The following is a 21,877-nucleotide window of genomic DNA, read 5'->3' as shown; positions in this document are numbered from 1 at the left end:
ATTGCGTGTTCGTTACATCGCCTTGGTATACCCGTTGCGCGCCGTAGCGTCACCTCCGTGCTCGCCTTCCTCCTCCGCCGCCTCGCCCTGGCCGGCGCCACGGTCTTCCTCGTGGTCACGATCGGCTTCGTCCTCGGTCGCCTCACCGGCGCCCCCGGCGCACTCCTGCTCCCCGACAACGCCAGCAGTGCCGACGTCGACGCGCTCAACGCCAGCCTCGGCTTCGACCGCCCGGTCATCGTGCAGTACCTCGACTTCCTCCGCGGAGTCGTCGTCGGCGACCTCGGCGACTCGTACCGCCTGCACGAGTCCGCGCTCGGGCTCGTGTGGGAACGCCTCCCCGCCACGGTCGAACTCGCCTTCTGGGCGTTCCTGGCCGGCTTCGCCCTCGCGCTCGTGGCAACCGTCGTCATCCACCTCAGCGGCAGCCGGATCCTGCGCGCCGTCGTCGGCTGGCTCGGCGCCACCCGGCAGGCGGTGCCCGACTTCTTCTTCGCTCTGCTGCTCGTGCTGATCTTCTCGGTCACGCTCGGCCTGCTGCCGTCCTTGGGCCGCACGAGTCCGGCGAGCCTCGTACTCCCGGTCGTGACCCTCGCCACCGGCCAGTTCGTGATGTATCTCCGCCTGCTCGACGCCGCGCTGAGCGATCAAGCCGAGCAGGACTATGTGCGCACGGCCTTCGCGATCGGCCAGTCGCGACCGACCATCCTGTTCACGCAGATGCTCCCCAACGCCCTGCCGCCGGTGCTCGGCATGGCCGGCCTCAACCTCGGCGGTCTGCTCGGCGGCACCGTCGTGGTCGAGGTGGTGTTCGCCTGGCCGGGGCTCGGCAGCCTGCTGACGGCCGCCGTGAGTCAGCGCGACTTCCCGATCGTCCAGGCGGGGCTCCTCTTCGTCGCCGTCGCCTTCGTCGTCGTCAACACCCTCGTCGACCTGCTCGTCGCCCGCATCGACCCCCGAACGGCCACCTCATGACCACCGTCGCCCTGCCCCCGCTCCCCGAGGCCGCGACCTCGGCACCGCCCCCTCGCCCCCGTCGTCGGCGCCTGCGCCCCTCGGCCGTCGTCGGCATCGTGATGCTCGCCGTCGTGGTCGGCGCGACCGCGCTGCGTCCCGTGCTGCCCGGCTTCGACCCGTTCGGACAGGACCTGTCGCGCGTCCTTCTCCCGCCCTTCGTCGACCCGGCGCACCCGCTGGGCACCGACCCGCTCGGGCGCGACCTGTTCAGCAGGATCGCCCTCGCCTCCGCCGTCACCCTCGGCATCACCGTGGCCATCGTGTGCCTCAACGCGGTGATCGGCACCACGGTCGGCATCCTGGCCGGCTTCTTCGGAGGGCGGATCGAGTCCGCTCTGTCGGTGCTGTCGAACACCGTGCTGGCGATGCCCGTCGTGCTGCTGCTCATCGCCGTCTGCGCCGTCGTCCCGCCCAGCGCGGGGCTTACGATCCTCGTCGTCGGCTGCACCTGGTGGGTGGGCTACGCCCGGGTCACCCGCAACGTCGCCGCGGCCCTTCGGGCGCAGGACTTCGTCGTGGCACCGCGCACACAGGGTGCCGATCGCTTCTGGTCTCTCACCCGACACGTGCTGCCGAACGTCTGGCCGCACACGCTCATCATCGCCGCGACCGACATCGCCACGATCGTGCTCGTCGAGGCGTCTCTGGAATACCTCGGTCTCGGCGTGCAACCGCCCACGCCCAGCTGGGGCGCCATGATCTACGACGGCCAGAAGTACCTGGCCACCGATCCGTGGCTGGTGATCCTGCCCGGGATCGCGATGTTCCTCGCCGTGGGCGGCGTGCAGTTCCTCAGCCAGCAGTTCACCGCCGAGGCGCGTGGCGCCTTCCTGCGCAAGGGAGCCCGACGATGACCCGCCCCGTCCTGTCCGTCGAGAACCTGCGTCTGGATGCCACGACCGACGAGGGCCACCGCACCGTGGTTCACGACGTCTCGTTCGAGGTGGCGCCCTCGTCCGCGCTCGGCGTCGTCGGCGAGTCCGGCTCCGGCAAGAGCCTCACGATGCTCGCCGCCCTCGGCCTGCTGCCCCCGGGCGTGCGCGTCGCCTCGGGGAGCGTCTGCATCGACGGCCGCGACGTGACGTCGATGAGCGAGCGGGAGCTCCGCAGCATGCGCGGCCGGGTGACCGGGATGGTGTTCCAAGACCCGATGTCGGCGCTCAACCCGCTGCGCTCGGTGGGGGCGCAGGTCGCCGCCGCGGTGCGCGCCCACTCCCCCGCCACCTCGCGCACCGCCGCCCGCCGACGCGCGGTCGAGCTGCTGCAATCGGTGGGCGTCCGCGACGCCGCCGACCGCGCGGCGTCGCGGCCCCACCAGTGGTCGGGCGGCATGCGCCAGCGCGCGGTCATCGCCATGGCCATCGCCAACGACCCGCTGCTGCTCATCGCCGACGAGCCCACCACGGCGCTCGACGTCACGGTCCAGGCGCAGGTCATGGCCCTGCTCGACGAGGTGCGCGAACGCACCGGGTCGGCGTTGGCGCTCATCAGCCACGACCTGGGCCTCGTGGCCCAGCACACCGACGCCCTCGTCGTCATGCGGTCGGGACGAGTCGTCGAGCACGGTGAGACCCGCGCGGTGCTGTCGGCCCCCGCTCACGAGTACACGCGGCGGCTGCTCGCGGCGGCGCCGTCGACCCGCACCGGGGCGGACCGCCCGGCGCTGGTCGAGACCGCAGAGGAGCCCGCCCTGGAGGTGACCGACCTCGTCGTCGAGTACCCCGGTCGTCGAGGCCGGCGCACCCGGGCGGTCGACGGCGTGTCCCTGCGCATCCGCGCCGGAGAGACCGTCGCCGTCGTCGGGGAGTCCGGATGCGGCAAGTCGTCGCTGCTGCGCGCCATCCTGGGCCTCACCCCGGCGAGCGCGGGCACCATCCGCTTCGAGGGGCGCACCGTGTCCCCCGACATCGCCGGACGCAGCGCCGAGATCCGCTCGCGCGCCCAGGTGGTGTTCCAAGACCCGTCGTCGGCGCTGGACCCGCGCATGAGCGTCTCCCGCTCCGTCGGCGAACCGCTGAAGATCCGCCGGAGCTTCACGTCGGCACGCGTGCGGACGCTGCTCGACGGGGTCGGCCTCGACAGCTCGTTCGACGACCGTCTTCCCACCCGTCTGTCGGGCGGGCAGCGCCAGCGCGTCGGCATCGCCCGCGCGCTCGCCCTCGACCCGGCGATCGTGCTGCTCGACGAGCCCGTCTCGGCGCTCGACGTCTCGATCCAGGCGCAGGTGCTCGACCTGCTGGGCGGCCTGCAGCGCGAGCAGCGACTCGCCTACCTCTTCGTCTCGCACGACCTCGGCGTCGTCCGCGGCATCGCGGACCGCGTCGTCGTGATGCAGGCCGGACGCATCGTCGAAGAGGGCCCGACCGAGCGCGTCTTCGCCGAGCCCCGGCATCCGTACACCCGCACCCTGCTCGACGCCATCCCGCACCTCTTCTCCGACTCACCCACCCGCCCCGCGTCCCCCGCCCTCACCGACTCACCCACCCTCTCTGACTCGCCCACCCGAAAGGCCCTCTCATGACCCGCTCGACAGCCCGCCGCGCCCTCGCAGGCGCCGCCGCCCTCACCCTCGGCAGCGTGATCCTCGCCGGATGCGCCGGCGGATTCGACTCCCCCACCGGCTCGGGCGAGACCGCCCGTACGAGCCTGACCGCGGCCCTGCCCACCGATCCGAGCTCCATGGACCCCATCCGCTCGGGCGCGCTGGTGGTGCTGTCGGTCTTCTTCCACACCCACGATCAGCTGGTGAAGATCGCCGCCGACGGCACCCTCGAGCCGAAGCTCGCGACGGACTGGAAAGCCAACGACGACCTGACCCAGTGGGAGTTCACGCTCACCCCCGACGTGACCGCCAGCAACGGCGAGGCCATCGACGCCGACGACGTGGTCTTCACGTACGAGACGATCCTGGGCGATCCGAGCGGTGAGAACTACGCCTACCTCTCGTCCCTCGACAGCGTCGAGGCGGTGGATGCCACCACCGTGCGCTTCACCCTCAAGCAGCCGTTCTCGGCCTTCCCCCGCAACACCTCGCTCATCTCGATCGTGCCCGCCGACACCTACCAGCAGATGGGGGCCGACGCCTACGCCCGGGAGCCGATCGGATCGGGGCCCTACGTCTTCGACAGCATCACGACGGGCGTGTCGTACGACCTGAAGCGCAACGACGACTACCGGGGTCCGGCCCCGGTCATCGAGGAGATCTCGCTGCAGCCGGTGTCGTCCACCGAGTCCCGCGCGAACGGCGTGCTCTCGGGCAGCCTCGACGTCGCCCAGATCGGACCGACGCAGGTGGCCTCGGTGCAGGCCGCGCCGTCGGCGCAGACCTTCTCGGCCGCCTCGAACGGGGTCGTCTTCCTCGGCGTGAACTCCACCGCCGGCCCCCTGCAGGACGTGCGCGTGCGCCAGGCGGTGGCCAAGGCCGTCGACACCCAGGCGATCGTCGACTCGCTGCTGTCGGGGCTCGCCGAGCCCGCGAAGGCCATGATCGCACCGGCGGTGGAGGGCTTCTCCGACTCCGTCCAGCCCGTCGGCTACGACCCCGACGGCGCGCGTGCGCTGCTGACCGAGGCCGGCTACGACGGCACGCCGATCCCGTTCGACTACGCCACCGACGGTCGCATCCCGCTCTCGAGCGAGGTGGCCCAGAGCATCCAGGGCTACCTGCAGGCCGTCGGCATCGCCGTCGACATGCGCGGCGCCGACCAGCAGAGCCACACGCTGAAGGTGCGCGGCCGCGAGATGCAGGGCGTCTACCTCAACACCTGGGCCCCCTCCACGCTCGACGGCGACCTGCCCCTCACCGACTTCTACGAGACGGCCGGCAACAACAACTACGCGCAGGATCCCGCCACCGCCGCCTGGGCGGCGGAGCAGCGCGGGGTCGAGGGCGACGCACGCCAGCAGGTCTTCGAGGAGCTGCTGGATTACAGCAACACGCAGGCATACTTCGTTCCGCTGTACGTGCCCTTCAACAACTTCGCCGCCGTCAGCGGACTGCGCTGGACCCCGCGCGCCGACGGCCTGTACGACTTCACCGGAACGAGCTTCGAATGACCTCCACCGTCCTCACCGACGTCCGCCCCTGGGGCGGCGCCCTCTCCGACGTCGTCCTCGAAGACGGCCTCATCGCCGGCATCCATCCGGCGGGCACGGAACCCATCGACCCCGCGACCGAGACGGTGTCGGGCCGCGGACGCATCCTGCTGCCGTCGTTCGCCGACGTGCACGTGCACCTCGACTCGACCCGCATCGGCCTGCCGTTCCGGCCTCACACCGGGGTGCCCGGGGTGTGGGGCATGATGCTGAACGACCGCGACAACTGGCGCCACGCCGAGCGGAGCATGGAGTACCGCGTGGCGACGACGCTCGAGAGCGCGATCGCGCGCGGCACGACCCAGGTGCGCACCTACGCCCAGGTCGACGTCGACGCGGATCTCGAGAGATTGGATGCCGTGCTCGCGGCGCGCGAAGCGAACCTCGACCGGTGCGAGGTCGAGGTCATCGCTTTCCCGCAGGCGGGTCTGCTGCGCGAGGCGGGATCGATCGAGGTGCTCGATCGGGCGATGGCCCGCGGCGCCGACGTGGTCGGGGGAATCGACCCGTGCGCGCTGGACCGCGACCCGGTGCGTCACCTCGACGCCGTCTTCGACATCGCGGAGCGCTACGGCGCCCCCGTCGACATCCACCTGCACGAACCGGATCAGCTGGCGAAGTTCTCGGCCGAGCTGATCATCGAGCGCACCCGCGCCCTCGACATGCGAGGTCGCGTGACGATCTCGCATGGTTACGGTCTGGGCCGGCTTCCCGAGGCGGAGCTGCGGACGCTGCTCGAGCAGTTCCGCGACCTCGGCATCTCGATGGCGACAGTGGCGCCGCAGACGCCGCTGCCCACGCGCCTGCTCGACGAGTACGGCATCGCACTGGGCCTGGGCCAGGACGGCCAGCGCGACTACTGGTCGCCCTACGGCAACACCGACATGCTCGACCGCACCTGGCAGCTGGCCTTCACCAACGGCTTCCGCCGCGACGACGACATCGAGCACTGCGTCGCGATCGCCACGGTGGGGGGTCGCGCGGTGATGGGCCGGGCGGCCATGCCGGCCCACGGCGCCGAGCACCCCGGCGTCGGGATCGGCGACCCCGCCGACCTCGTGCTGGTCGCCGGCGAGACCGTGACGGCGGCCGTGATGGACCGCCCGATCGACCGCACCGTGCTCTTCCGCGGTGTCGTCGTCGCCGACGCCCTCGAGCTGACCGATGGGAGCCGCGCCTGATGCTGCTTCTGAGCACGCCCCAGTTGGAGGGTCTCGTCGACCGCGAGGCCATCGCCGAGGCCGTCTCCCGCGGGTTCGCCGAGATCGCCGAGGGCCGCGCCGATCAGCCCGGCCCGACCTCGATGTCGACGCCGGCGGACTCCAACCGCTTCATTCTGATGTCGGCGGTGTCCGAGGCCTCCGACCTCGCGGGCGTCAAGCTCCTGGCCGACGTCCCCGACAACGCGGGGCGCCGGCTGCCGACCCAGCGCTCGATGATCCTCGTCGTCGATCGCGTCGACGGGTCGCCGGTCGCGCTGCTGCACGGCGCCGTGCCGACCCGGGTGCGCACCGCCGCCGCCAGCGCGGTGGCCACCCGCACGCTCTCGCGCTCCGACAGCCGGACCCTCGGGCTGATCGGCGCCGGGGCGTTGGCCCGCGAGCACGCCCTGGCGCTGCGCGACGTGCGGCCCTTCGACCGCGTCGTGGTGTGGTCGCGCACGCGCGAGCGCGCCGAGGGCCTCGCCGCCGAGCTTCGAGACGAGGGATGGCCCACGACGATCGACGTCGTGGCATCCCCTCGCGAGGTGCTCGAGGAGGCCGACGTCGTCTGCACCCTGACCCCGTCGGTGGAAGCCATCGTCGAGGGGGCGTGGCTGCGCCCGGGGCAGCACCTCAACGTCGTCGGAGCCCGGCCGCGCGCGGATGAGCGCGAGGTCGACGGTGCGGCCATGGCCCGGTCCTCGATCTGGGTCGACGACCGGGCGACGGCGCGCACGAAGTCGGGCGACCTGCTGCGGGCGATCGCCGAGGGCGCGATCTCCGAGGCCGACGTCGTCGGCACGATCGGAGAGGTCGTCGCCGGTCTCGCGTGGGGCCGCCGGTCGCCCGACGAGATCACGCTGTTCGACTCGGTGGGGATCGGTGCGCAGGACGTCGCGGTCGCCGACGTCTTCATCCGCGCCGCCCGCGCGCAGGGCCTCGGCACGACGGTCGACCTGAGCGCCTGAGCATCGGTCGCTCGCCGGCTGCGCCCACGCGCGGCGGCGCCCGCTCGGCATCCGCGATGCCGATAAACGCTGTTCGCGCGCATAAACGCGGTGACGGGGCGTTTATGCGCACGAATCGCGTTTATGGATGCACCACACCACCGCGACTCCTCCCCCGCTGGGGGCCGTGCGCCATTGCGGCACCGCGCACCTCTTGCGCGTCGGACTCGCCCGTCGGTCTGTCGTGCGAGCGGTGCACCCGCCCATTAACGCGATTCGTGCCGATAAACGCGGTGACAGAGCGTTTATGCGCACGAACAGCGTTTATGGATGCCGACCGCAGCGCCCCGCGCCGACGGAGGACGCCACGCCCACAGCGGGGCCCCACGACCCCACGCCCACCGCACGACCTCCACCGCCCGGCGAAAGGACCGGAACGCCGCGTCAGTCCAAGAAGATGTCGGGGTACATCGCGGCATCCGGCGTTCCGGGCACGGCGGCGTAGCCCGAGAAGTCCGTCACCCCGGCGGCCCGCAGCACGTCCTCGACGATCAGCGTCTGCCCGGTCCGCTCGCGCGACGGTGCGGTGAGCACCTCGTACGCCGCGTCGGCGTAGATCTCGGGCGTGCGCGACACGGCCATGAGCCGGTCGCCACCGATGACGTTCTGCACCGCCGCGGTCGCGATCGTCGTGCGCGGCCACAGGGTGTTGGCGGCGATCCCGTCGCCCGCGAACTCCTCGGCGAGGCCCAGTGTCGCCATCGTCATGCCGAACTTCGCGAGGCTGTACCCGGTGTGCGCCCCCAGCCAGCGAGGAGTGACGTTCAGCGGCGGCGAGAGCGACAGGATGTGGGGGTTCTCGGCATCCTTCAGCGAGGGGACCGCGGCACGCGAGAGCAGAAACGTGCCGCGGACGTTCACGTCCTGCATGAGGTCGTACTTCTTCGTCGCGAGCTCGAGCGAACCCGACAGGTCGATGACGCTGGCGTTGTTCACGACGATGTCGATGCCGCCGAACTCCCCCACGGTGCGCCGCACGGCCTCGGTGATCGACTCCTCGTCGCGCACGTCGCCGACGATGGGCAGCGCCTGACCGCCCGCCGCGCGGATCGCCTCGGCGGCGGTGTGCACCGTGCCCTCGAGCTTGGGGTGCGGGGTGTCGGTCTTGGCCAGCAGCGCGATGTTCGCCCCGTCGCGCGCGGCGCGCAGCGCGATGGCGAGGCCGATGCCGCGGCTGCCGCCCGACATCAGGATGGTCTTTCCGGCGAGCGTCACGAGCGTCCTTTCGCGGAGGCGGCGGCGAAGGCGGCGACCCGCGCTTTCGCCTCGGGGGTGTCGAAGGCGCCGCCGATCGTGGCGGCCTCGTCGGCGAGGTTCTCGGCCAGGGTGCGTCCGGCGCCCACGCGCACGAGGCGCGTCGCCTGCCCGAACGCCGCGGTCGCGCCATCGAGCCAGAACCGCGCGATCTCCTCGGCCCGCGACGCCAGATCGCCGGATGCCACGACCTCGGCCACCAGCCCCCAGTCCAGGGCCTCGGCGGCCGAGAGCATGCGGTCCTGCAGCAGCAGCTGCAGCGCACGCCGCTGACCGATCGCCGCGGGCAGCAGGGTGGAGACGCCGAGGTCGGGGGTGAGGCCGATGTTGGCGTAGCGACTGACGAAGCGGGCGTTCTCGCTCGCGACGACGTAGTCGGCGGTGAGCATGAGGCCGAGCCCGCCACCGGCGACGGCACCCTGGACGGCGGCGACCATCGGCAGCGGCGCCTCGGCGAAGGTGCGGATCCCGTCGTGGATCGCCTCGGCCGTCTCGGTCACCTCGCGCCCCGACGCCCCGGTCGTCGCCATGGCCACGACGTCGCCGCCCGCGCAGAACGCGGGGCCGGTGGCATCCAGGATCACCGCTCCGACGGACGCGTCCGACGTCACCTCGTGAGCGACCTCGCGCCAGCGGCGCGCCATCGGGAAGTCCATCGCGTTCAGCGACGCGGCGCGGTCGAAGGTGACGCGCGCGAGCCCGTCCTCGACGTGGAGCAGGATGCCGTCGGTCATTTCGGCGCCATCCGGATCGCGCCGTCGAGGCGGATCGTCTCGCCGTTGAGGTAGCCGTTGTCGGCGATCGCGAGCACGAGACGCGCGTATTCGTCGGGGGTTCCGAGGCGGGAGGGGTAGGGCACCTGCTGGCCGAGCGAGTCCTGCGCCGCCTGCGGGAGCCCCTTCAGCATGGGGGTCTCCATGATGCCGGGGGCGATCGTGACCACCCGGATGCCGTAGCGGGCGAGCTCTCGCGCGAGGGGCAGCGTCATCGCGTGCACGCCGCCTTTGCTCGCCGCGTAGGCGGGCTGGCCGATCTGTCCGTCGAAGGCCGCGACGCTCGCCGTGTTCACGATGACGCCGCGATCACCGCTCTCGGTCGCTTCGGTCTTCGCCATGACGGCCGAGGTCTGCGCGACGACGTTGTAGGTGCCGATGAGGTTGACGCGCACGACGCGCTCGAAGTCCTGCAGCGAGGTGGGGGCACCCTCGCGGTCGAGCACCTTCGCCGGCGGGGCGATGCCCGCGCAGTTGACGACCACGCGCAGGGGGCCGGCTTCGGCGGCGCGGGCGGCGGCGTCCGCGATCTGATCGGCATCCGTCACGTCGGCGGCGACGAAGGAGCCACCGAGCCCCTCGGCGACGGCGGTGCCGTTCGAGGAGGGCAGGTCGACGATCGTGACGTTCGCGCCCGCCGCGGTGAGACGGCGGACAGTGGCCAGGCCCAGGCCCGAGGCACCGCCGGTGACGAGGGCGGAGGCTCCTGCGATATCCATGCGTTCTCCTTCGAAGCTGAAACCGGGTCCCACCCTAGTCGAGACTCAGGATCGCGACGAGCCCCGCCCGCGCGTGCGCCCGGGGTGGGTGCGGATGGCCGCGGTGGCCGCTCCGTCGACGAGCAGGATGACCTCTTCGGGATTCCAGTCGTACGCGGTGCGCAAGCGTTCACCGAGCGCCGTCGTCGCGTTCGGCACCGACATCTCCACCCCGCCCGCCACGTCCGCCGCCTCGGGATCGAGGTCGCGCGCGGCGGCGCGCAGGTCGACGAGAAGAGCGCGCATGCGGTCGGGCCCGTACGCCGCGGATGCCAGATCCCAATCGCCGATGACGACGACGGCGCCGGGTGCGCACCGCGTCGGGGGCTCGGCAACCCGGGGACCGAAGCGCAGACGCACCACCGACGCGCCGTTGAACAGCACGGCGAGCGCGCCCAGCACGGTGGCCGGAGCGAACGAGAAGGCCGTGAGATACAGCGGGGAGTCCCAGCCCGCGCCGAACCCGACCACGACGCGCGCGAGGCTGTACAGCGCGTAGACCGCAGTGACGACGGCGATGACCCGTAGCGGCCCCGACGGTTCCACGCGCGCGCGGATCGCCGCCCACGCGCAGGCCCCGCTGACCACCGTCAACGCCAACGCCTTCACCGCAAGCGACGTCGGCAACGGCACGGTCGCGGTGACCGTGGCCACCAGCAGCGCCAGGGCGAGCGTCGCCATCGAGGTGCGAATGGCCCGGGACCCGTCGAGCACGCGCACCGCCACCAGGAGCAGGGCGGGCGCGAGCACCATCGCCACGTCTCCCGCGACCAGGGCGATCATGCCGCCGCCCGCGCCGTAGATGAGGTACATCGCGCTCGACCCGACCGCGCACACTCCCGACACCGCGGCGAAGCGCAGGAAGAGGGTCATCGCCCCGGGGGTCGCGACCCGCGGCAACGCCACGAACAGCACGGCGGCCGCGACCGCGACGCTCACCGCCAACAATCCGATCGACAATTCCATGGCATCCCCCGTGCTCATTCTGCCGCGCTCCCAGCCGCCGCACGTACCCCTCGCCCCGCCCCGTCCAGCGCCCCGCTCTCTCCCCCGCCCGCGCCCCGCCCAGCGCCCCGCCCGCTCCCTCGTCGAGTGTCCAAGACGCGCCGCGCCGCGCGGGCCCACCCCGGCGTGTYCYGGACACTCAACGGGAATCGGTCACGTCCCCACGACGCGGAACGCCCCCGTCACCGCCGCCGCCGCCAGCGCGACGGCGATGAGCGCGACCGCGCCGGCGAGGGCCACGGCATCCCGACCCGACAACGTCGACGAGCGCGACCAGGTGCGCTCGACGTCGGCACCGAAGCCGCGGGCCTCCATGGCCGTGGCGAGGGTCGTGCCGCGGCGCACGGCGAAGACCAGCAGCACGAACGCCATCGACAAGAAGCGGCGCACGGCCCCGCGGTCGCCCAGACCGCGGGCACGGCGGGCCAGGGTCATCGTGCGCCAGTCGTCGACGAAGAGTCCGACCGTGCGGGCTCCGGCGAGCACGCCCAGCACGAAACGACTCGGCAGTTTGGCGATCTGGGCGAGGGCGTCGGCGACCTCGGTCGGGTCGGTGCGGGCGAACAGCAGCAGGGTCGGCAGAGCCAGGGCGAACACGCGCAGCAGCACGGCCACCGACAGCGAGAGGGAGTCGTCGCTGATCGTGGCGAAGAGGAACGAGCCGTACACCGTTCCCCCTGGGCGGGCGTACAGCAGCATGCTCACCGCAGCGACGGGGGCGAACAGCGCGATCGGCAGCAGGCGTTTCGCGAGCGTGCGGTAGCCGACGCCCGTCAGCGGCACGAGCAGCAGCTCGAGCACGATCGCGGTCGCCGCGCTCACCACGTCGATCGAGGCGAGCAGCGGAACCGACAGCACGAGGGCGATGGCGATCTTCGTGACGGGGTTCACGCCGTCGAGCCAGGCTGTCCTGCGCACCTCAACGGTCGCGCCGGTCACGCCGCGCCCCCGAGCGTGATGCGGTGCTGCCCGAGGTGGCGCACCACGTCGGCGTCGTGCGTGACGGCGACCACCGTGCGCCCGCGCGCGATCTCGCGCTGCAGCAGTCCCACCAGCTCGCTCCATCCGCGGCGGTCCTGCCCGAACGTCGGCTCGTCGAGCACGATCACCTCCGGAGACGCCGCGAGCACCGTCGCCACCGACAGCCGCCGCTTCTGCCCGCCCGACAGGGTGAAGGGGTTGGCCAGGGCGAGGGATGCCAGATCCAACCGCTCCAACAGCTCGTCGACGATCGCGTCGACCTGGGCCGCCGGCATCCGCAGGGCTCGCGGTCCGACGGCGAGCTCGTCGCGCAGGGTCGCCGCAAGGAACTGGTGCTCGGGCTCCTGGAAGACCGTGCCGATCCGCGTGAGCAACTCGGTCGACCGCCACCGCGAGGGCCGTCGCACCCCGCGGGCGGCGAGCGACTCGGCGGCGACGACCTCACCCGACAGCTCGGGCAGAAGTCCCGCGAGCGTCAGCGCGAGCGTCGACTTGCCCGCGCCGTTGGGGCCGGTCACGACCGTGCCCGCGCCACGAGGGACGACCACGTCGAGCCCGGATGCCACGACCGTGCGCTTCTCGCGCCCGATCGACAGCGCCGCGGCCGAGAGCACGGCATCCGGGGTCTCGATCGGAGCGAGCACGGGGAGGTCGACCGGGCGACCGGGCACCCAGACGCCCGCCGCGGCGAGCGTGTCACCGTGGTCGGCGAACACCCGCGCGGGCGGGCCGTCGGCCAGCACGCCGCCACCGGGGGCGAGCACCACCACCCGCGTCATCAGGTCGGCCCAGACGGCCGTGCGGTGCTCGATGAGCACGACGGTCGTCCCGTCGCTGCGCGCGATGTGCTCGACCGCCCGGCGCACCTCGGCCACGCCCTCGGGATCGAGGTTCGCGGTCGGCTCGTCGAGCAGCAGCAGTCCGGGGCGCATCGCGAGCACGCCCGCCAGCGCCAGACGTTGCTTCTGCCCGCCCGACAGCGCCTTGGTGGGGCGGTCGAGGGGAACGTCGAGACCCACGGATGCCACGGCCTCGGCCACCCGCGCGGGGATCTCGGCCGCGGGGAGGCCGAGGTTCTCGCACCCGAAGGCGACGTCGTCGCCCACCTTGGACAGCACGATCCCCGCCTCGGGGTCTTGCAGCACCAGGCCGATGCGGCCGCGCTGCGACTCGGGGGCGGCGCCGTCGACGAGGATGCGCCCCGTGCGCTCGCCCTCGTCACTGCCGCCGAGCAGGCCCGCGAGTCCCGCGAGCAGCGTCGACTTGCCGGCCCCCGAGGCACCGAGCAGCAGCACGCGTTCGCCGGGCTCGACGATCAGGTCGACGTCGCGGGTGGCGGGGAGCTTGCGGCCGGCGTAGCGCCAGCCCCATCGCTCGACGTCGACGCGGGCGGGGCCCGTCATCAGACGTCGCGGCGCAGTTCCCGCCCCACGGCGAATCGGCTGAGCGCCCCGGTGGCGGCGAGCGCACGCACGAGGAGCCAGCCGACGAGGCCCGCCAGCAGCGCGCCCGAGATCACCAGGGTGCCGAGGTAGAGCAGGTTGAACTCGAGGGACTTCACGATGTTGGGCGAGAGGAACAGCTCGAGGATCCAGGCGCCGACACCGGCGCCGACGCCCGCGAGCATCGCGACGGGGAGCGTGAAGCGCAGGTAGAGGAATGCGAGGAAGATCAGCTCGGCGCCGAGGCCCTGCGCGAGGCCCGAGAAGATCGTGCCGATGCCCCAGACGTTGCCGATCAGGGCCGACACGACCGCCGCGATCAGCTCGACGAGAAGGGCGGCGCCGGGCTTTCGAATGATGAGCCCGCCGATCACCCCGCCGATCAGCCAGATGCCGACGGCGATGCCGCCGAGGCCGGGGGTGAGGCCGTCCATGGCGGCGAACCACAGACCGCCGACGGTGTTCCAGCCCCAGAACACGAGACCGATCGCCACGCCCAGCACGGCGGCGACGACGATGTCGACGACGCGCCACTGGAAGCGGTTCGCCGGGGCGACCGCCGAGCGGTTCGCGGGGGCAGACGTAGACGTGTGCATTGTGCTCCTCCCTGCGCCGGCATGATCCGGATCAGGTTCGACGGTCGAAGCGTGGATTCGCTTCCTCTCAGCCCGGCTCACCGGACTCCCGTGGTTGTCGTGACGAGTATAGGGGTGCGCCCGGGGTAGCGTGGGCGGGTGCACGAGCAGACCCCGGAGACACGGCGCGCGCGGCGTGATCCGGCGGACCCCGCGCCCGAGGGTGAAGCGACACCGGATGCCGAGATCCCGCCCGTGACGGCGGACGGCACGGCCACCGCGGAGCCCGGTGCAGAGGCAGCTGCTCCCGGCGCGGACACATCTGCTGCCGTCGCGGCCGGGGCACCGCCCTCCGACGCACCGCCCTCCGACGCACCGCCCTCCGACGCACCGGCCGCGGAGCCCACCTCGGCCGCCTTCGCCGCCCTGGGCTGGGTCGATCCCGCCGAGGCCGGCGCCGCGCGACCCGCACCGGCGTTCGTAGTGTCGGGTGCGACCGCGCGCCCGGCCGACCTGCTCGCCGGCACCCGCCGCCGCATCCTGCGGCCGGCCACCGTCGTGCCGACGGTGCTGCTGATCCTGCTCGTCGCCGGCTACGCGGCGGCGACCCTGCTGTGGCCGCTGACCGCCGTCGCCCCCACCGTGCGCGCCGTGGCCGTGCAGCCCACGGCCGCTCCCTCCGCCGTGCCCGCCTGGCCCGCGCAGGGAGAAGCCGCGATCGCCATCGACGGCGTGCCCGAGACGCTGTCGTCGTCGGCGAGCGCGCCGGAGTCGATCGCGAGCATCACCAAGGTCGTCACCGCCCTCGTCGTGCTCGACCGACTCCCCCTGGCTCCCGGCGAGCAGGGCAAGTCGTACGCGTTCACGCAGGCCGACAGCGCCGATTACTGGCAGTACCGCGCCCGCGGCGAATCGTCGCTCGACGTTCCCGTCGACGGCAGTCTCACCGAGCTGCAGATGCTGCAGGGCATGCTCATCGCCTCGGCGAACAACTACGCCCAGCGGTTGGCATCCGACCTCTTCCCCTCGGATGCCGAGTTCGCGGCCGCCGCGAACGCGTACCTCGCCGAGCGCGACATCACCGGAGTCACCATCGTGAACCCGACGGGGATCGAGGCGGGCAACACCGCCACCCCCGCCGCCCTCATCGCGCTGGCGGAACGGGCACTGGCCAATCCCGTGATCGCCGAGATCGTGCGGACCCCCGAACTGACGCTCCCCGGTGCGGGCACGTTCAAGAACGGCAATGCGCTGTTGGCCGATCCGGGAATCGTCGGGGTGAAGACCGGCACCCTCGACGCGTGGAACCTGCTCACCGCCAAAGACATCGCGGTCGGCGGCACGACAGTGCGCGCCTACGCCGCGGTGCTCGGCCAGCCCGGACCCGACACGCGCAATCAGGCGGCGCGCGACCTGTTCACGAGGATCGAGCAGGAACTGCAGCCCCGCCCCTCGGTGACCGCCGGCACCGTCGTCGGCAAGGTCGGGACGCTGTGGGGCCCCGACATCGACGTCGTCACCGAGGCCGACGCGACCGTCGTGCTGTGGAACGGCGGCGCCGCGAAGCACACCGTCGACTTCGACCTGGGCGACGCGCGGGAGCCCGGCACCACGATCGGCACGCTGACCGTGACCGGCCCCGTCGACGCCGACACCGTCGACGCGCAGCTCACGGGCGAGATCGAACCGCCCGACCCGTGGTGGCGTCTCACCCACCCCCTCGACCTCTTCGGACTGAACGGCTGACGGTCATGGACTTTCGCCTGGATGCCGCCTCCCCCACCCCGCCGTTCGAGCAGGTGCGCGCGCAGATCATCGCCGCGATCGACGACGGAACGCTCGTCGCCGGTACCCGGCTGCCGCCGGTGCGCACTCTCGCGGGCGACCTGAACCTCGCGGCGAACACCGTCGCCCGCGCCTACAAGGAGCTGGAAGAGGCGGGGTACGTCGAGACGCGTGGCCGCGCCGGCACGCTCGTCAAGGGCACCGACGCCGCATCGTCGCGCGCCGCCCAGGCGGCACGGACGTACGCCGAGACGGTGCGCCGCCTCGGCGTGGATCCGGGCGACGCGGTGGAGCTCGTGCGCGCGGCCCTGCGCGACGACTGACGGGGTCGCGGCGCTCGGCCCCCGGCGCGGAGCGTGCGCTGCGCGGGGTCTGTCGCCCGGCTCGTTCGCGCGTGAGGACCTGTCGCCCCGCTCCCGCGTAGCGGGGGCTCTGCCGCGCGGCTCGTGTCGGCATGACGCCTCACCGGGGCCCGTGGAGGGACGCCCGGGCCGCTGGCAACGGGCGCTTCTCCTCGCCTCGCTCGCCGCGGCCGTCCTCGTCGTCGTCTGGCTCTGCTCTGACGGCCGCACGAGACGGACGACGTCCCAGCCCGGCCACGCACCTGTCCTCCACAGGCGAGGAAAGTGCAGATCCGTCCCCGGAACGCTCCTCGCGGACCGCCGAATGTCGGAGGTCCTCGCTAGCATGCACACATGCACATCGACACCTCACCGACAGGCCCGAAGGGCGGGGCGAAAGCCCTCTCCGCGGTGCTCGCCGAGGTGCTCCGTACCGGTGCCGATCTGGCCGCGGCCGAGGTTCAGCGCACCCGCGCGCTGGCCGAAGCGGGGCACCTCGCGCTCGGCGCCATGGCCGACCGGCCCCCGTCGGGGCGGGTGGCCGAGATGGCGTTGCGCGAAGTGGCGTCCGAGCTCGCCGCCGCCGAGAATCTCTCGGACCGCAGCATGCAGACGCAGATCAACGCGGCGGTGACGCTCGTCGACGACTACCCCGCCACCCTCGCGGCATGGGAGGCCGGCGCGATCGGTCGACCTCACGTCCGCACGATCCTCGACGCCGGCGACCCCCTCCCTCCCGACGTCCGCGGCGAGTTCGACGTGCTGGCCGTGGCGACCGCCGAGGGACTGAGCCCCGGGCGCCTGCGTTCGCGTCTTGCTGTTCTCGCCGAGCGGCTGCAGCCGACCACCCTCACCGAGCGCCACCAACGGGGTCGAGAGACGCGGGGAGTGCGCATCGTGACCGGCAGCGACGGCATGTCCGATCTGGTGGCGACCCTGCCGACCGTTCTGGCCGTGGGCGTCTACGACCGACTCACCCAGCAGAGTCGGGCGCTGATCGACGCGCGCGGCGAGACCGCGGTGTCGGTCGCCGACGAACGCACCATGGCGCAGGTGCGGGCCGACGTGCTGGCCGATCTGCTGCTGACCGCCGCACCCGAGGCCGATCCGACGCGGGGCGATGACGGCCCCGGTGTCCTGGGGGCGATTCGCGCTCGGGTGCAGGTCGTCGTGCCCGCGCTCACCATGATCGACACGGGCAACGAGAACCTCGAGCCCGCCGAACTCGTCGGGCACGGCCCCATCGACGCCGACACGGCGCGCAGCCTGGCCGAGTCGACGACCGTTCCGTGGGACCGCGTCATCACGCACCCCGTCACGGGCTCCGTGCTGTGCACCGATACCTACCAGCGCACCTCCGCGATCGACCGGTTCCTGCGGGCCCGCGACCGACACTGCCGCTGGCCCGGGTGCACCGTCCCCGCGGTCCGCTCCGAGGTCGATCACACCCACGACTACGCCCTCGGCGGCGCCACCGAGGTGGGCAACCTCAGCCACCTCTGCCAGCGACATCACACGCAGAAACAGTTCACCCGCTGGACGGTCAGACAACTGGCCGGTGGGGTGCTCGAATGGACGAGTCCGACCGGCCGGGTCTACAGCGACGAACCGCTCCCCTACTCGCCGGCGGTGAGGTTCCTGCCCGACGACCCCTCCCCGCCCGAACGAGAACGCGCCCCCTTCTGAGCACTCTGGGGTGCACGCCCTCTGCCCGCCGGTTTCCGCGCCCGAACCGACGAGTCGCACTTTGGCGCGCGGGAGTATCACGCGGGAGCAGGCCGCCGGGACGAGCCGCCGCTTCCGCCGCCTCGACTCCCGTCCTCGCTACCCGAGCAGGTCCACGATCGCGCTCCCCGAGCACCCGCTCTACGCTCGACTCCATGCCCCTCGCCCTCGTCACCGGCGCCGCGCGCGCGAACAGCATCGCCGCGGGCATCGTCCCGCGCCTCGAGGCCGACGGATGGGAGGTCGTCACGAGCGACCTCGCGACCGGCGACTACCCGTGCGATCTGTCGAGCCCCACCGCCCCGACCGATCTGATCGCCCGGATCTCGAGCGAACGCGGACCCCTCCATGCGCTCGTGCTCAGCCACGCGCACGACGTGGAGACCGGCATCCTCGACACCACCGCCGAGAGCTTCGACCACCACGTCGCCGTCAACGCCCGCGCCTCACTGCTGCTGATCGCCGCGTTCGCCCGCCAGGTCGATGCCGGCGGTGGCGCGATCGTCGCCTTCACGAGCGACCACACCACGGGCAACCTTCCCTACGGCGCATCGAAGGGCGCCCTGGATCGCATCGTCATCTCGGCCGCCCGCGAGCTCGGACCCCGCAACATCTCGGCCAACGTCGTGAACCCCGGCCCCATCGACACCGGATGGATGGATGCCGAGACCCGCGACGCCCTGACCGGGTACCACCCGCTCGGCCGCATGGGCACCCCGCGAGACGTCGCGGGTGTCACGGCCTTCCTGCTCTCGGAGCCGGGGCGCTGGATCAGCGGTCAGCTGCTGCAGACCGACGGCGGGTTCTCCGCGCGATACTGAGCGGCGCGGTACTGGCCGTCGCGGTACAGACCGTCGCGGTACTGGCCGTCGCGGTACCGACCGTCGCGGTACCGACCGTCGCGGTACCGACCGTCGCGCCTGTGCTAGCGTCACCGGCAGTGACACGGGGTGCCCTTCGGGGCTGAGAACACACCCGTCGAACCTGATCTAGTTCGTACTAGCGAAGGGATGTCGCGAATGGTCGTTCGCACGTCGTCGTCTCCGTCCGCCCCTCTCACCGCCCCCGCCCCCGCCGAGGCGCTCGCGGCGCTGCGCGAAGCCGCGCCGCTCACGCAATGCATCACCAACGCGGTGGTGACGGGCTTCACCGCCAACGCCCTGCTGGCCCTCGGCGCCGCCCCCGCGATGTGCGACATTCCGGGCGAGGCGGGCCTGTTCGCCGGGATCGCCGGCGGAGTGCTCGTGAACCTCGGCACCCCCACCGCCGAGCAGCGCGAAGCCGCCCGCGAGGCCGTTCGGGCGGGAACCCCGTGGGTGCTCGATCCGGTCGCGGTCGGTGCGCTGCCCGTGCGCACGGCGCTCGCGCACGAGCTGCTCGACGCACGCCCGGCGATCATCCGCGGCAACGCGTCCGAGATCCTCGCCCTCGCGGGATCCGGCGCCGGCGGGCGGGGCGTCGATGCGACCGACTCGACCGACGACGCCCTCGAGGCCGCTCGCGCGCTCGCCCTCCGCACCGGCGGCACGGTCGCCGTCTCGGGAGAGACCGACCTGATCGTGGATGCCGAGCGCACGGCGTCGGTGCCCGGCGGCAGCATCCTGTTGACCAGGGTCACCGGCGGCGGCTGCGCCCTGGGGGCGGCGATGGCGGCCTTCGTCGCCGTCGTGCCGCCCTTCGACGCGGCCGTGGCGGCGAGCGCGGTCTGGGCCGTCGCGTCGGAACGCGCGGCAGCGCACAGCCGGGGACCCGGGTCGTTCGCGGTGGCGTTCCTCGATGAGCTGGCCGCCGTGCGCCCCGCCGATCTCGACGGCCGGGTGCGACTCTCGTGAGCGACCTGTCGCTCCACCTCGTCACCGACCACCGCCTGCCCTTCGCTCGACTGCGCGACATCGTCGACGCGGCCGTCGACGCGGGCGTCACCGTCGTGCAGCTGCGCGACAAGGTCGCCTCGGGCCGCGGGCTGTTCGCCCGCACCCTCGACCTCGCCGATGTGGTGGCCGGTCGCTGCGCGTTCGTCGTCGACGATCGCCTCGACGTCGTGCTGGCCGCCCGCGACCGCGGCGCCCGGGTCGACGGCATCCACCTCGGCCAGGACGACGTGCCGATCGGTTCGGCGCGCGCCCTGCTGGGAGCCGACGCCCTGATCGGATGGACGGCTCACACCCCCGCGCACCTCACCGCCGCGGCGGCGTTGCCCGCGGGCACGGTCGACTATCTCGGCGTCGGCGTCATCCGCGCGACGACGACGAAGCCCGACCATCCGCGACCGCTGGGGGTCGACGGGTTCGCCGAGCTCGCGGCCTCGACCGCGTCGCCGTGCGTCGCGATCGGCGGGATCGACGTCGACGACGTCGCCGCCCTGCGCGCGGCGGGAGCGGCGGGGGTCGCGGTGGTGTCCGCCGTGTGCGCGGCCGACGACCCGGGCGCCGTCGTGCGCCGACTGCGTGCGGCGTGGGGAGCAGAAGGGTGAGCGGGTCGAGCCCGCGCGTGCTGAGCATCGCCGGCACCGACCCGACGGGCGGCGCCGGCATTCAGGCCGATCTCAAATCGATCGCCGCGTTCGGCGGCTACGGCATGGCGGCGGTGACGGCGCTCGTCGCGCAGAACACCTCGGGCGTCCGCGACGTGCACGTGCCCCCGACGGCGTTCCTCGACGCACAGCTCCGCGCCGTGAGCGACGACGTCGAGATCGACGCGGTCAAGATCGGCATGCTCGGCTCGGCCGAGGTGGTCGCGACGGTCGACGCGTGGCTCGCCGACGTGCGTCCGCCCGTCGTCGTGCTCGACCCCGTCATGATCGCCACCAGCGGCGACCGCCTGCTCGACACCGATGCCGAAGCGGCCGTCCGCGCCCTGTGCCGACGCGCCGACCTCGTCACCCCGAACCTCCCCGAGCTCGCGGTGCTGGTCGACGAGCCCGTCGCGACGACGTGGGAGGCCGCCGTCGTCCAGGCGCAGACGCTCGCCGCCCGCGCCGACACTGCCGTGCTGCTGAAGGGCGGGCACCTCGGCGGCGCGGAGAGCCCGGATGCCATCGTCGACGCCACCGGCGTGCACGTCGTGCCCGGCCCCCGCGTCGCCACCCGCCACACCCACGGCACGGGATGCTCCCTGTCATCGGCGATGGCGACCCTGGCCGCTCACGGGCTGAGCTGGCCCGAGGCCCTGACGCGGGCGAAGCGGTGGCTCACCGGCGCGCTCGAGCACGCCGAGGCGCTCCACGTCGGCGCGGGGAACGGCCCCATCGACCACCTGCACGAGCTCCGTCCGCACATCGACCTCGGCCGCTCGTGGAGCAGCGAGCGGTGGGAGGCCACGGCCTCGACCCGCGCCGACGTCGACGCGTGCGCGTTCGTGCGGGGCTTGGCATCCGGAGACCTCGACCGCGGCGCCTTCGAGTGGTACCTCGGCCAGGACCTGCTGTACCTGCGCGAGTACGCGCGGGTGCTCGCGCGCGCCGCGGCCCTCGCCCCCACGGTCGACGAGCAGCGCTTCTGGGCCACGGCGTCGGTGTCGTGCCTGGTCGAGGAGGCGGCGCTGCACCAGTCGCACGTCGACCCCGCGGGTCTCGTTCCCGCTCCCGCGACCTCGGCGTACACGGACCATCTGCACGCGGCATCCACCGCCGGGTCCTACGCGGTGCTGGTCGCCGCGATCCTGCCGTGTTTCGTGCTGTACACCGACATCGGCGTGCGTTGGCGTGGCACGTTCACGTCCGGGCATCCCTACGCCGACTGGCTCACGTCGTACGGCGACGAGACGTTCGAGACGTCATCGGCCGAGGCGTCGCTCATCGTGGATGCGGCCGCCCGAGAGGCCTCCGCCCGCACCCGTGCGGCGATGGCCACCGCGTACGACCGGTCGATGCTCCTCGAGCTGGCGTTCTTCGAGGCCCCGCTCGTGTGAGGGGCCGG

General features: G+C 72.8%; 20 protein-coding genes and 2 riboswitches. Of the genes, 13 read left to right on the top strand and 7 right to left on the bottom strand.

Annotation, left to right across the window (positions count from 1 at the left end):
• Window positions 1-57 precede the first annotated feature (57 nt).
• The 6 genes from ASF96_RS16135 to ASF96_RS16110 are packed head-to-tail and all read left to right on the top strand — an operon-like array spanning window position 58 to window position 7,282.
• Window positions 58-975 carry an ABC transporter permease gene (locus ASF96_RS16135; protein WP_055940986.1) on the top strand — a complete coding sequence of 306 codons (918 nt, stop codon included), beginning with the start codon at window positions 58-60 and terminating at the stop codon, window positions 973-975.
• Entirely contained in the window at window positions 972-1,871 is a 900-nt protein-coding gene (locus tag ASF96_RS16130) for an ABC transporter permease (RefSeq protein ID WP_055832798.1), read from the top strand. Before ASF96_RS16135 ends, ASF96_RS16130 begins: the two co-directional genes overlap by 4 nt.
• A complete protein-coding gene (locus ASF96_RS16125) occupies window positions 1,868-3,538 on the top strand; it encodes a dipeptide ABC transporter ATP-binding protein (RefSeq protein WP_055940983.1) in 1,671 nt (556 codons plus the stop codon). The genes ASF96_RS16130 and ASF96_RS16125 overlap by 4 nt, the downstream gene beginning before the upstream one ends.
• Window positions 3,535-5,073 (top strand): ABC transporter substrate-binding protein, encoded by a 1,539-nt coding sequence (locus ASF96_RS16120; RefSeq protein WP_055940973.1) that lies wholly within the window; start codon window positions 3,535-3,537, stop codon window positions 5,071-5,073. Before ASF96_RS16125 ends, ASF96_RS16120 begins: the two co-directional genes overlap by 4 nt.
• Window positions 5,070-6,293: an amidohydrolase family protein gene (locus ASF96_RS16115; RefSeq protein ID WP_055940970.1), complete on the top strand. Its 1,224-nt coding sequence runs from the start codon at window positions 5,070-5,072 to the stop codon at window positions 6,291-6,293. Before ASF96_RS16120 ends, ASF96_RS16115 begins: the two co-directional genes overlap by 4 nt.
• Window positions 6,293-7,282 (top strand): ornithine cyclodeaminase family protein, encoded by a 990-nt coding sequence (locus ASF96_RS16110; RefSeq protein WP_055940967.1) that lies wholly within the window; start codon window positions 6,293-6,295, stop codon window positions 7,280-7,282. Before ASF96_RS16115 ends, ASF96_RS16110 begins: the two co-directional genes overlap by 1 nt.
• Window positions 7,283-7,705: 423 nt before the next feature.
• On the opposite strand, the gene ASF96_RS16105 is transcribed toward ASF96_RS16110, so the two are convergent.
• The 7 genes from ASF96_RS16105 to ASF96_RS16075 form a co-directional block, all read right to left on the bottom strand.
• Complete coding sequence (locus ASF96_RS16105; protein WP_055940964.1) at window positions 7,706-8,536, bottom strand: SDR family oxidoreductase; 831 nt, start codon at window positions 8,534-8,536, stop codon at window positions 7,706-7,708.
• Window positions 8,533-9,309, bottom strand: a complete 777-nt coding sequence (locus ASF96_RS16100) for an enoyl-CoA hydratase/isomerase family protein (RefSeq protein ID WP_055940962.1) — start codon at window positions 9,307-9,309, stop codon at window positions 8,533-8,535. The genes ASF96_RS16105 and ASF96_RS16100 overlap by 4 nt, the downstream gene beginning before the upstream one ends.
• A complete protein-coding gene (locus ASF96_RS16095; RefSeq protein WP_055940959.1) occupies window positions 9,306-10,067 on the bottom strand; it encodes an SDR family NAD(P)-dependent oxidoreductase in 762 nt (253 codons plus the stop codon). Before ASF96_RS16095 ends, ASF96_RS16100 begins: the two co-directional genes overlap by 4 nt.
• Window positions 10,068-10,112: 45 nt before the next feature.
• Entirely contained in the window at window positions 10,113-11,072 is a 960-nt protein-coding gene (locus ASF96_RS16090; RefSeq protein ID WP_055940958.1) for a hypothetical protein, read from the bottom strand.
• 192 nt (window positions 11,073-11,264) lie between these two features.
• Entirely contained in the window at window positions 11,265-12,050 is a 786-nt protein-coding gene (locus ASF96_RS16085) for an energy-coupling factor transporter transmembrane component T family protein (protein ID WP_055940954.1), read from the bottom strand.
• Complete coding sequence (locus tag ASF96_RS16080; protein ID WP_055940951.1) at window positions 12,047-13,495, bottom strand: ABC transporter ATP-binding protein; 1,449 nt, start codon at window positions 13,493-13,495, stop codon at window positions 12,047-12,049. Before ASF96_RS16080 ends, ASF96_RS16085 begins: the two co-directional genes overlap by 4 nt.
• The gene (locus ASF96_RS16075) at window positions 13,495-14,130 is read right to left on the bottom strand and encodes an ECF transporter S component (protein ID WP_055832789.1); all 636 of its coding nucleotides are present in this window, start codon (window positions 14,128-14,130) and stop codon (window positions 13,495-13,497) included. The genes ASF96_RS16080 and ASF96_RS16075 overlap by 1 nt, the downstream gene beginning before the upstream one ends.
• Window positions 14,122-14,232, bottom strand: a riboswitch (TPP riboswitch). Its footprint overlaps the gene before it by 9 nt.
• Before the next feature lie 36 nt (window positions 14,233-14,268).
• Here ASF96_RS16075 and ASF96_RS16070 point away from each other — a divergent pair.
• The 7 genes from ASF96_RS16070 (at window position 14,269) to thiD (ending at window position 21,869) form a co-directional block, all read left to right on the top strand.
• Window positions 14,269-15,855, top strand: a complete 1,587-nt coding sequence (locus tag ASF96_RS16070; protein WP_055940947.1) for a D-alanyl-D-alanine carboxypeptidase — start codon at window positions 14,269-14,271, stop codon at window positions 15,853-15,855.
• A gap of 5 nt (window positions 15,856-15,860) precedes the next feature.
• Window positions 15,861-16,217: a GntR family transcriptional regulator gene (locus ASF96_RS16065; protein WP_055940944.1), complete on the top strand. Its 357-nt coding sequence runs from the start codon at window positions 15,861-15,863 to the stop codon at window positions 16,215-16,217.
• 372 nt (window positions 16,218-16,589) lie between these two features.
• Entirely contained in the window at window positions 16,590-17,921 is a 1,332-nt protein-coding gene (locus tag ASF96_RS16060; protein WP_055940941.1) for an HNH endonuclease, read from the top strand.
• 194 nt (window positions 17,922-18,115) lie between these two features.
• Window positions 18,116-18,781 (top strand): SDR family oxidoreductase, encoded by a 666-nt coding sequence (locus ASF96_RS16055; RefSeq protein WP_055832785.1) that lies wholly within the window; start codon window positions 18,116-18,118, stop codon window positions 18,779-18,781.
• A gap of 115 nt (window positions 18,782-18,896) precedes the next feature.
• A riboswitch (TPP riboswitch) is annotated at window positions 18,897-18,988 on the top strand.
• Window positions 18,980-19,792 carry a hydroxyethylthiazole kinase gene (gene thiM, locus ASF96_RS16050; protein ID WP_055940938.1) on the top strand — a complete coding sequence of 271 codons (813 nt, stop codon included), beginning with the start codon at window positions 18,980-18,982 and terminating at the stop codon, window positions 19,790-19,792. Its footprint overlaps the riboswitch before it by 9 nt.
• On the top strand, window positions 19,789-20,433 hold the full coding sequence (gene thiE, locus ASF96_RS16045; RefSeq protein WP_055940935.1) for a thiamine phosphate synthase: 645 nt from the start codon (window positions 19,789-19,791) through the stop codon (window positions 20,431-20,433). The genes thiM and thiE overlap by 4 nt, the downstream gene beginning before the upstream one ends.
• Window positions 20,430-21,869, top strand: a complete 1,440-nt coding sequence (thiD, locus tag ASF96_RS16040; protein ID WP_055940932.1) for a bifunctional hydroxymethylpyrimidine kinase/phosphomethylpyrimidine kinase — start codon at window positions 20,430-20,432, stop codon at window positions 21,867-21,869. Before thiE ends, thiD begins: the two co-directional genes overlap by 4 nt.
• Window positions 21,870-21,877 lie beyond the last annotated feature (8 nt).

This window comes from Microbacterium sp. Leaf179 (assembly GCF_001423785.1).
GTDB lineage: Bacteria > Actinomycetota > Actinomycetes > Actinomycetales > Microbacteriaceae > Microbacterium.
Note: the sequence above shows the minus strand (reverse complement) of the source record. Positions and strands in the feature narration are given on the sequence as shown.

Bases quoted from the DNA above. Each gene is read 5' to 3' on its own strand.
- ASF96_RS16090 (WP_055940958.1), bottom strand. From the start codon at position 11,072: ATGGAATTGTCGATCGGATTGTTGGCGGTGAGCGTCGCGGTCGCGGCC.
- ASF96_RS16115 (WP_055940970.1), top strand. From the start codon at position 5,070: ATGACCTCCACCGTCCTCACCGACGTCCGCCCCTGGGGCGGCGCCCTC.
- thiM (WP_055940938.1), top strand. From the start codon at position 18,980: ATGGTCGTTCGCACGTCGTCGTCTCCGTCCGCCCCTCTCACCGCCCCC.
- ASF96_RS16120 (WP_055940973.1), top strand. From the start codon at position 3,535: ATGACCCGCTCGACAGCCCGCCGCGCCCTCGCAGGCGCCGCCGCCCTC.
- ASF96_RS16080 (WP_055940951.1), bottom strand. From the start codon at position 13,495: ATGACGGGCCCCGCCCGCGTCGACGTCGAGCGATGGGGCTGGCGCTAC.
- ASF96_RS16110 (WP_055940967.1), top strand. From the start codon at position 6,293: ATGCTGCTTCTGAGCACGCCCCAGTTGGAGGGTCTCGTCGACCGCGAG.
- ASF96_RS16100 (WP_055940962.1), bottom strand. From the start codon at position 9,309: ATGACCGACGGCATCCTGCTCCACGTCGAGGACGGGCTCGCGCGCGTC.
- ASF96_RS16060 (WP_055940941.1), top strand. From the start codon at position 16,590: ATGCACATCGACACCTCACCGACAGGCCCGAAGGGCGGGGCGAAAGCC.
- ASF96_RS16065 (WP_055940944.1), top strand. From the start codon at position 15,861: ATGGACTTTCGCCTGGATGCCGCCTCCCCCACCCCGCCGTTCGAGCAG.
- ASF96_RS16055 (WP_055832785.1), top strand. From the start codon at position 18,116: ATGCCCCTCGCCCTCGTCACCGGCGCCGCGCGCGCGAACAGCATCGCC.
- ASF96_RS16075 (WP_055832789.1), bottom strand. From the start codon at position 14,130: ATGCACACGTCTACGTCTGCCCCCGCGAACCGCTCGGCGGTCGCCCCG.
- ASF96_RS16095 (WP_055940959.1), bottom strand. From the start codon at position 10,067: ATGGATATCGCAGGAGCCTCCGCCCTCGTCACCGGCGGTGCCTCGGGC.
- ASF96_RS16130 (WP_055832798.1), top strand. From the start codon at position 972: ATGACCACCGTCGCCCTGCCCCCGCTCCCCGAGGCCGCGACCTCGGCA.
- ASF96_RS16125 (WP_055940983.1), top strand. From the start codon at position 1,868: ATGACCCGCCCCGTCCTGTCCGTCGAGAACCTGCGTCTGGATGCCACG.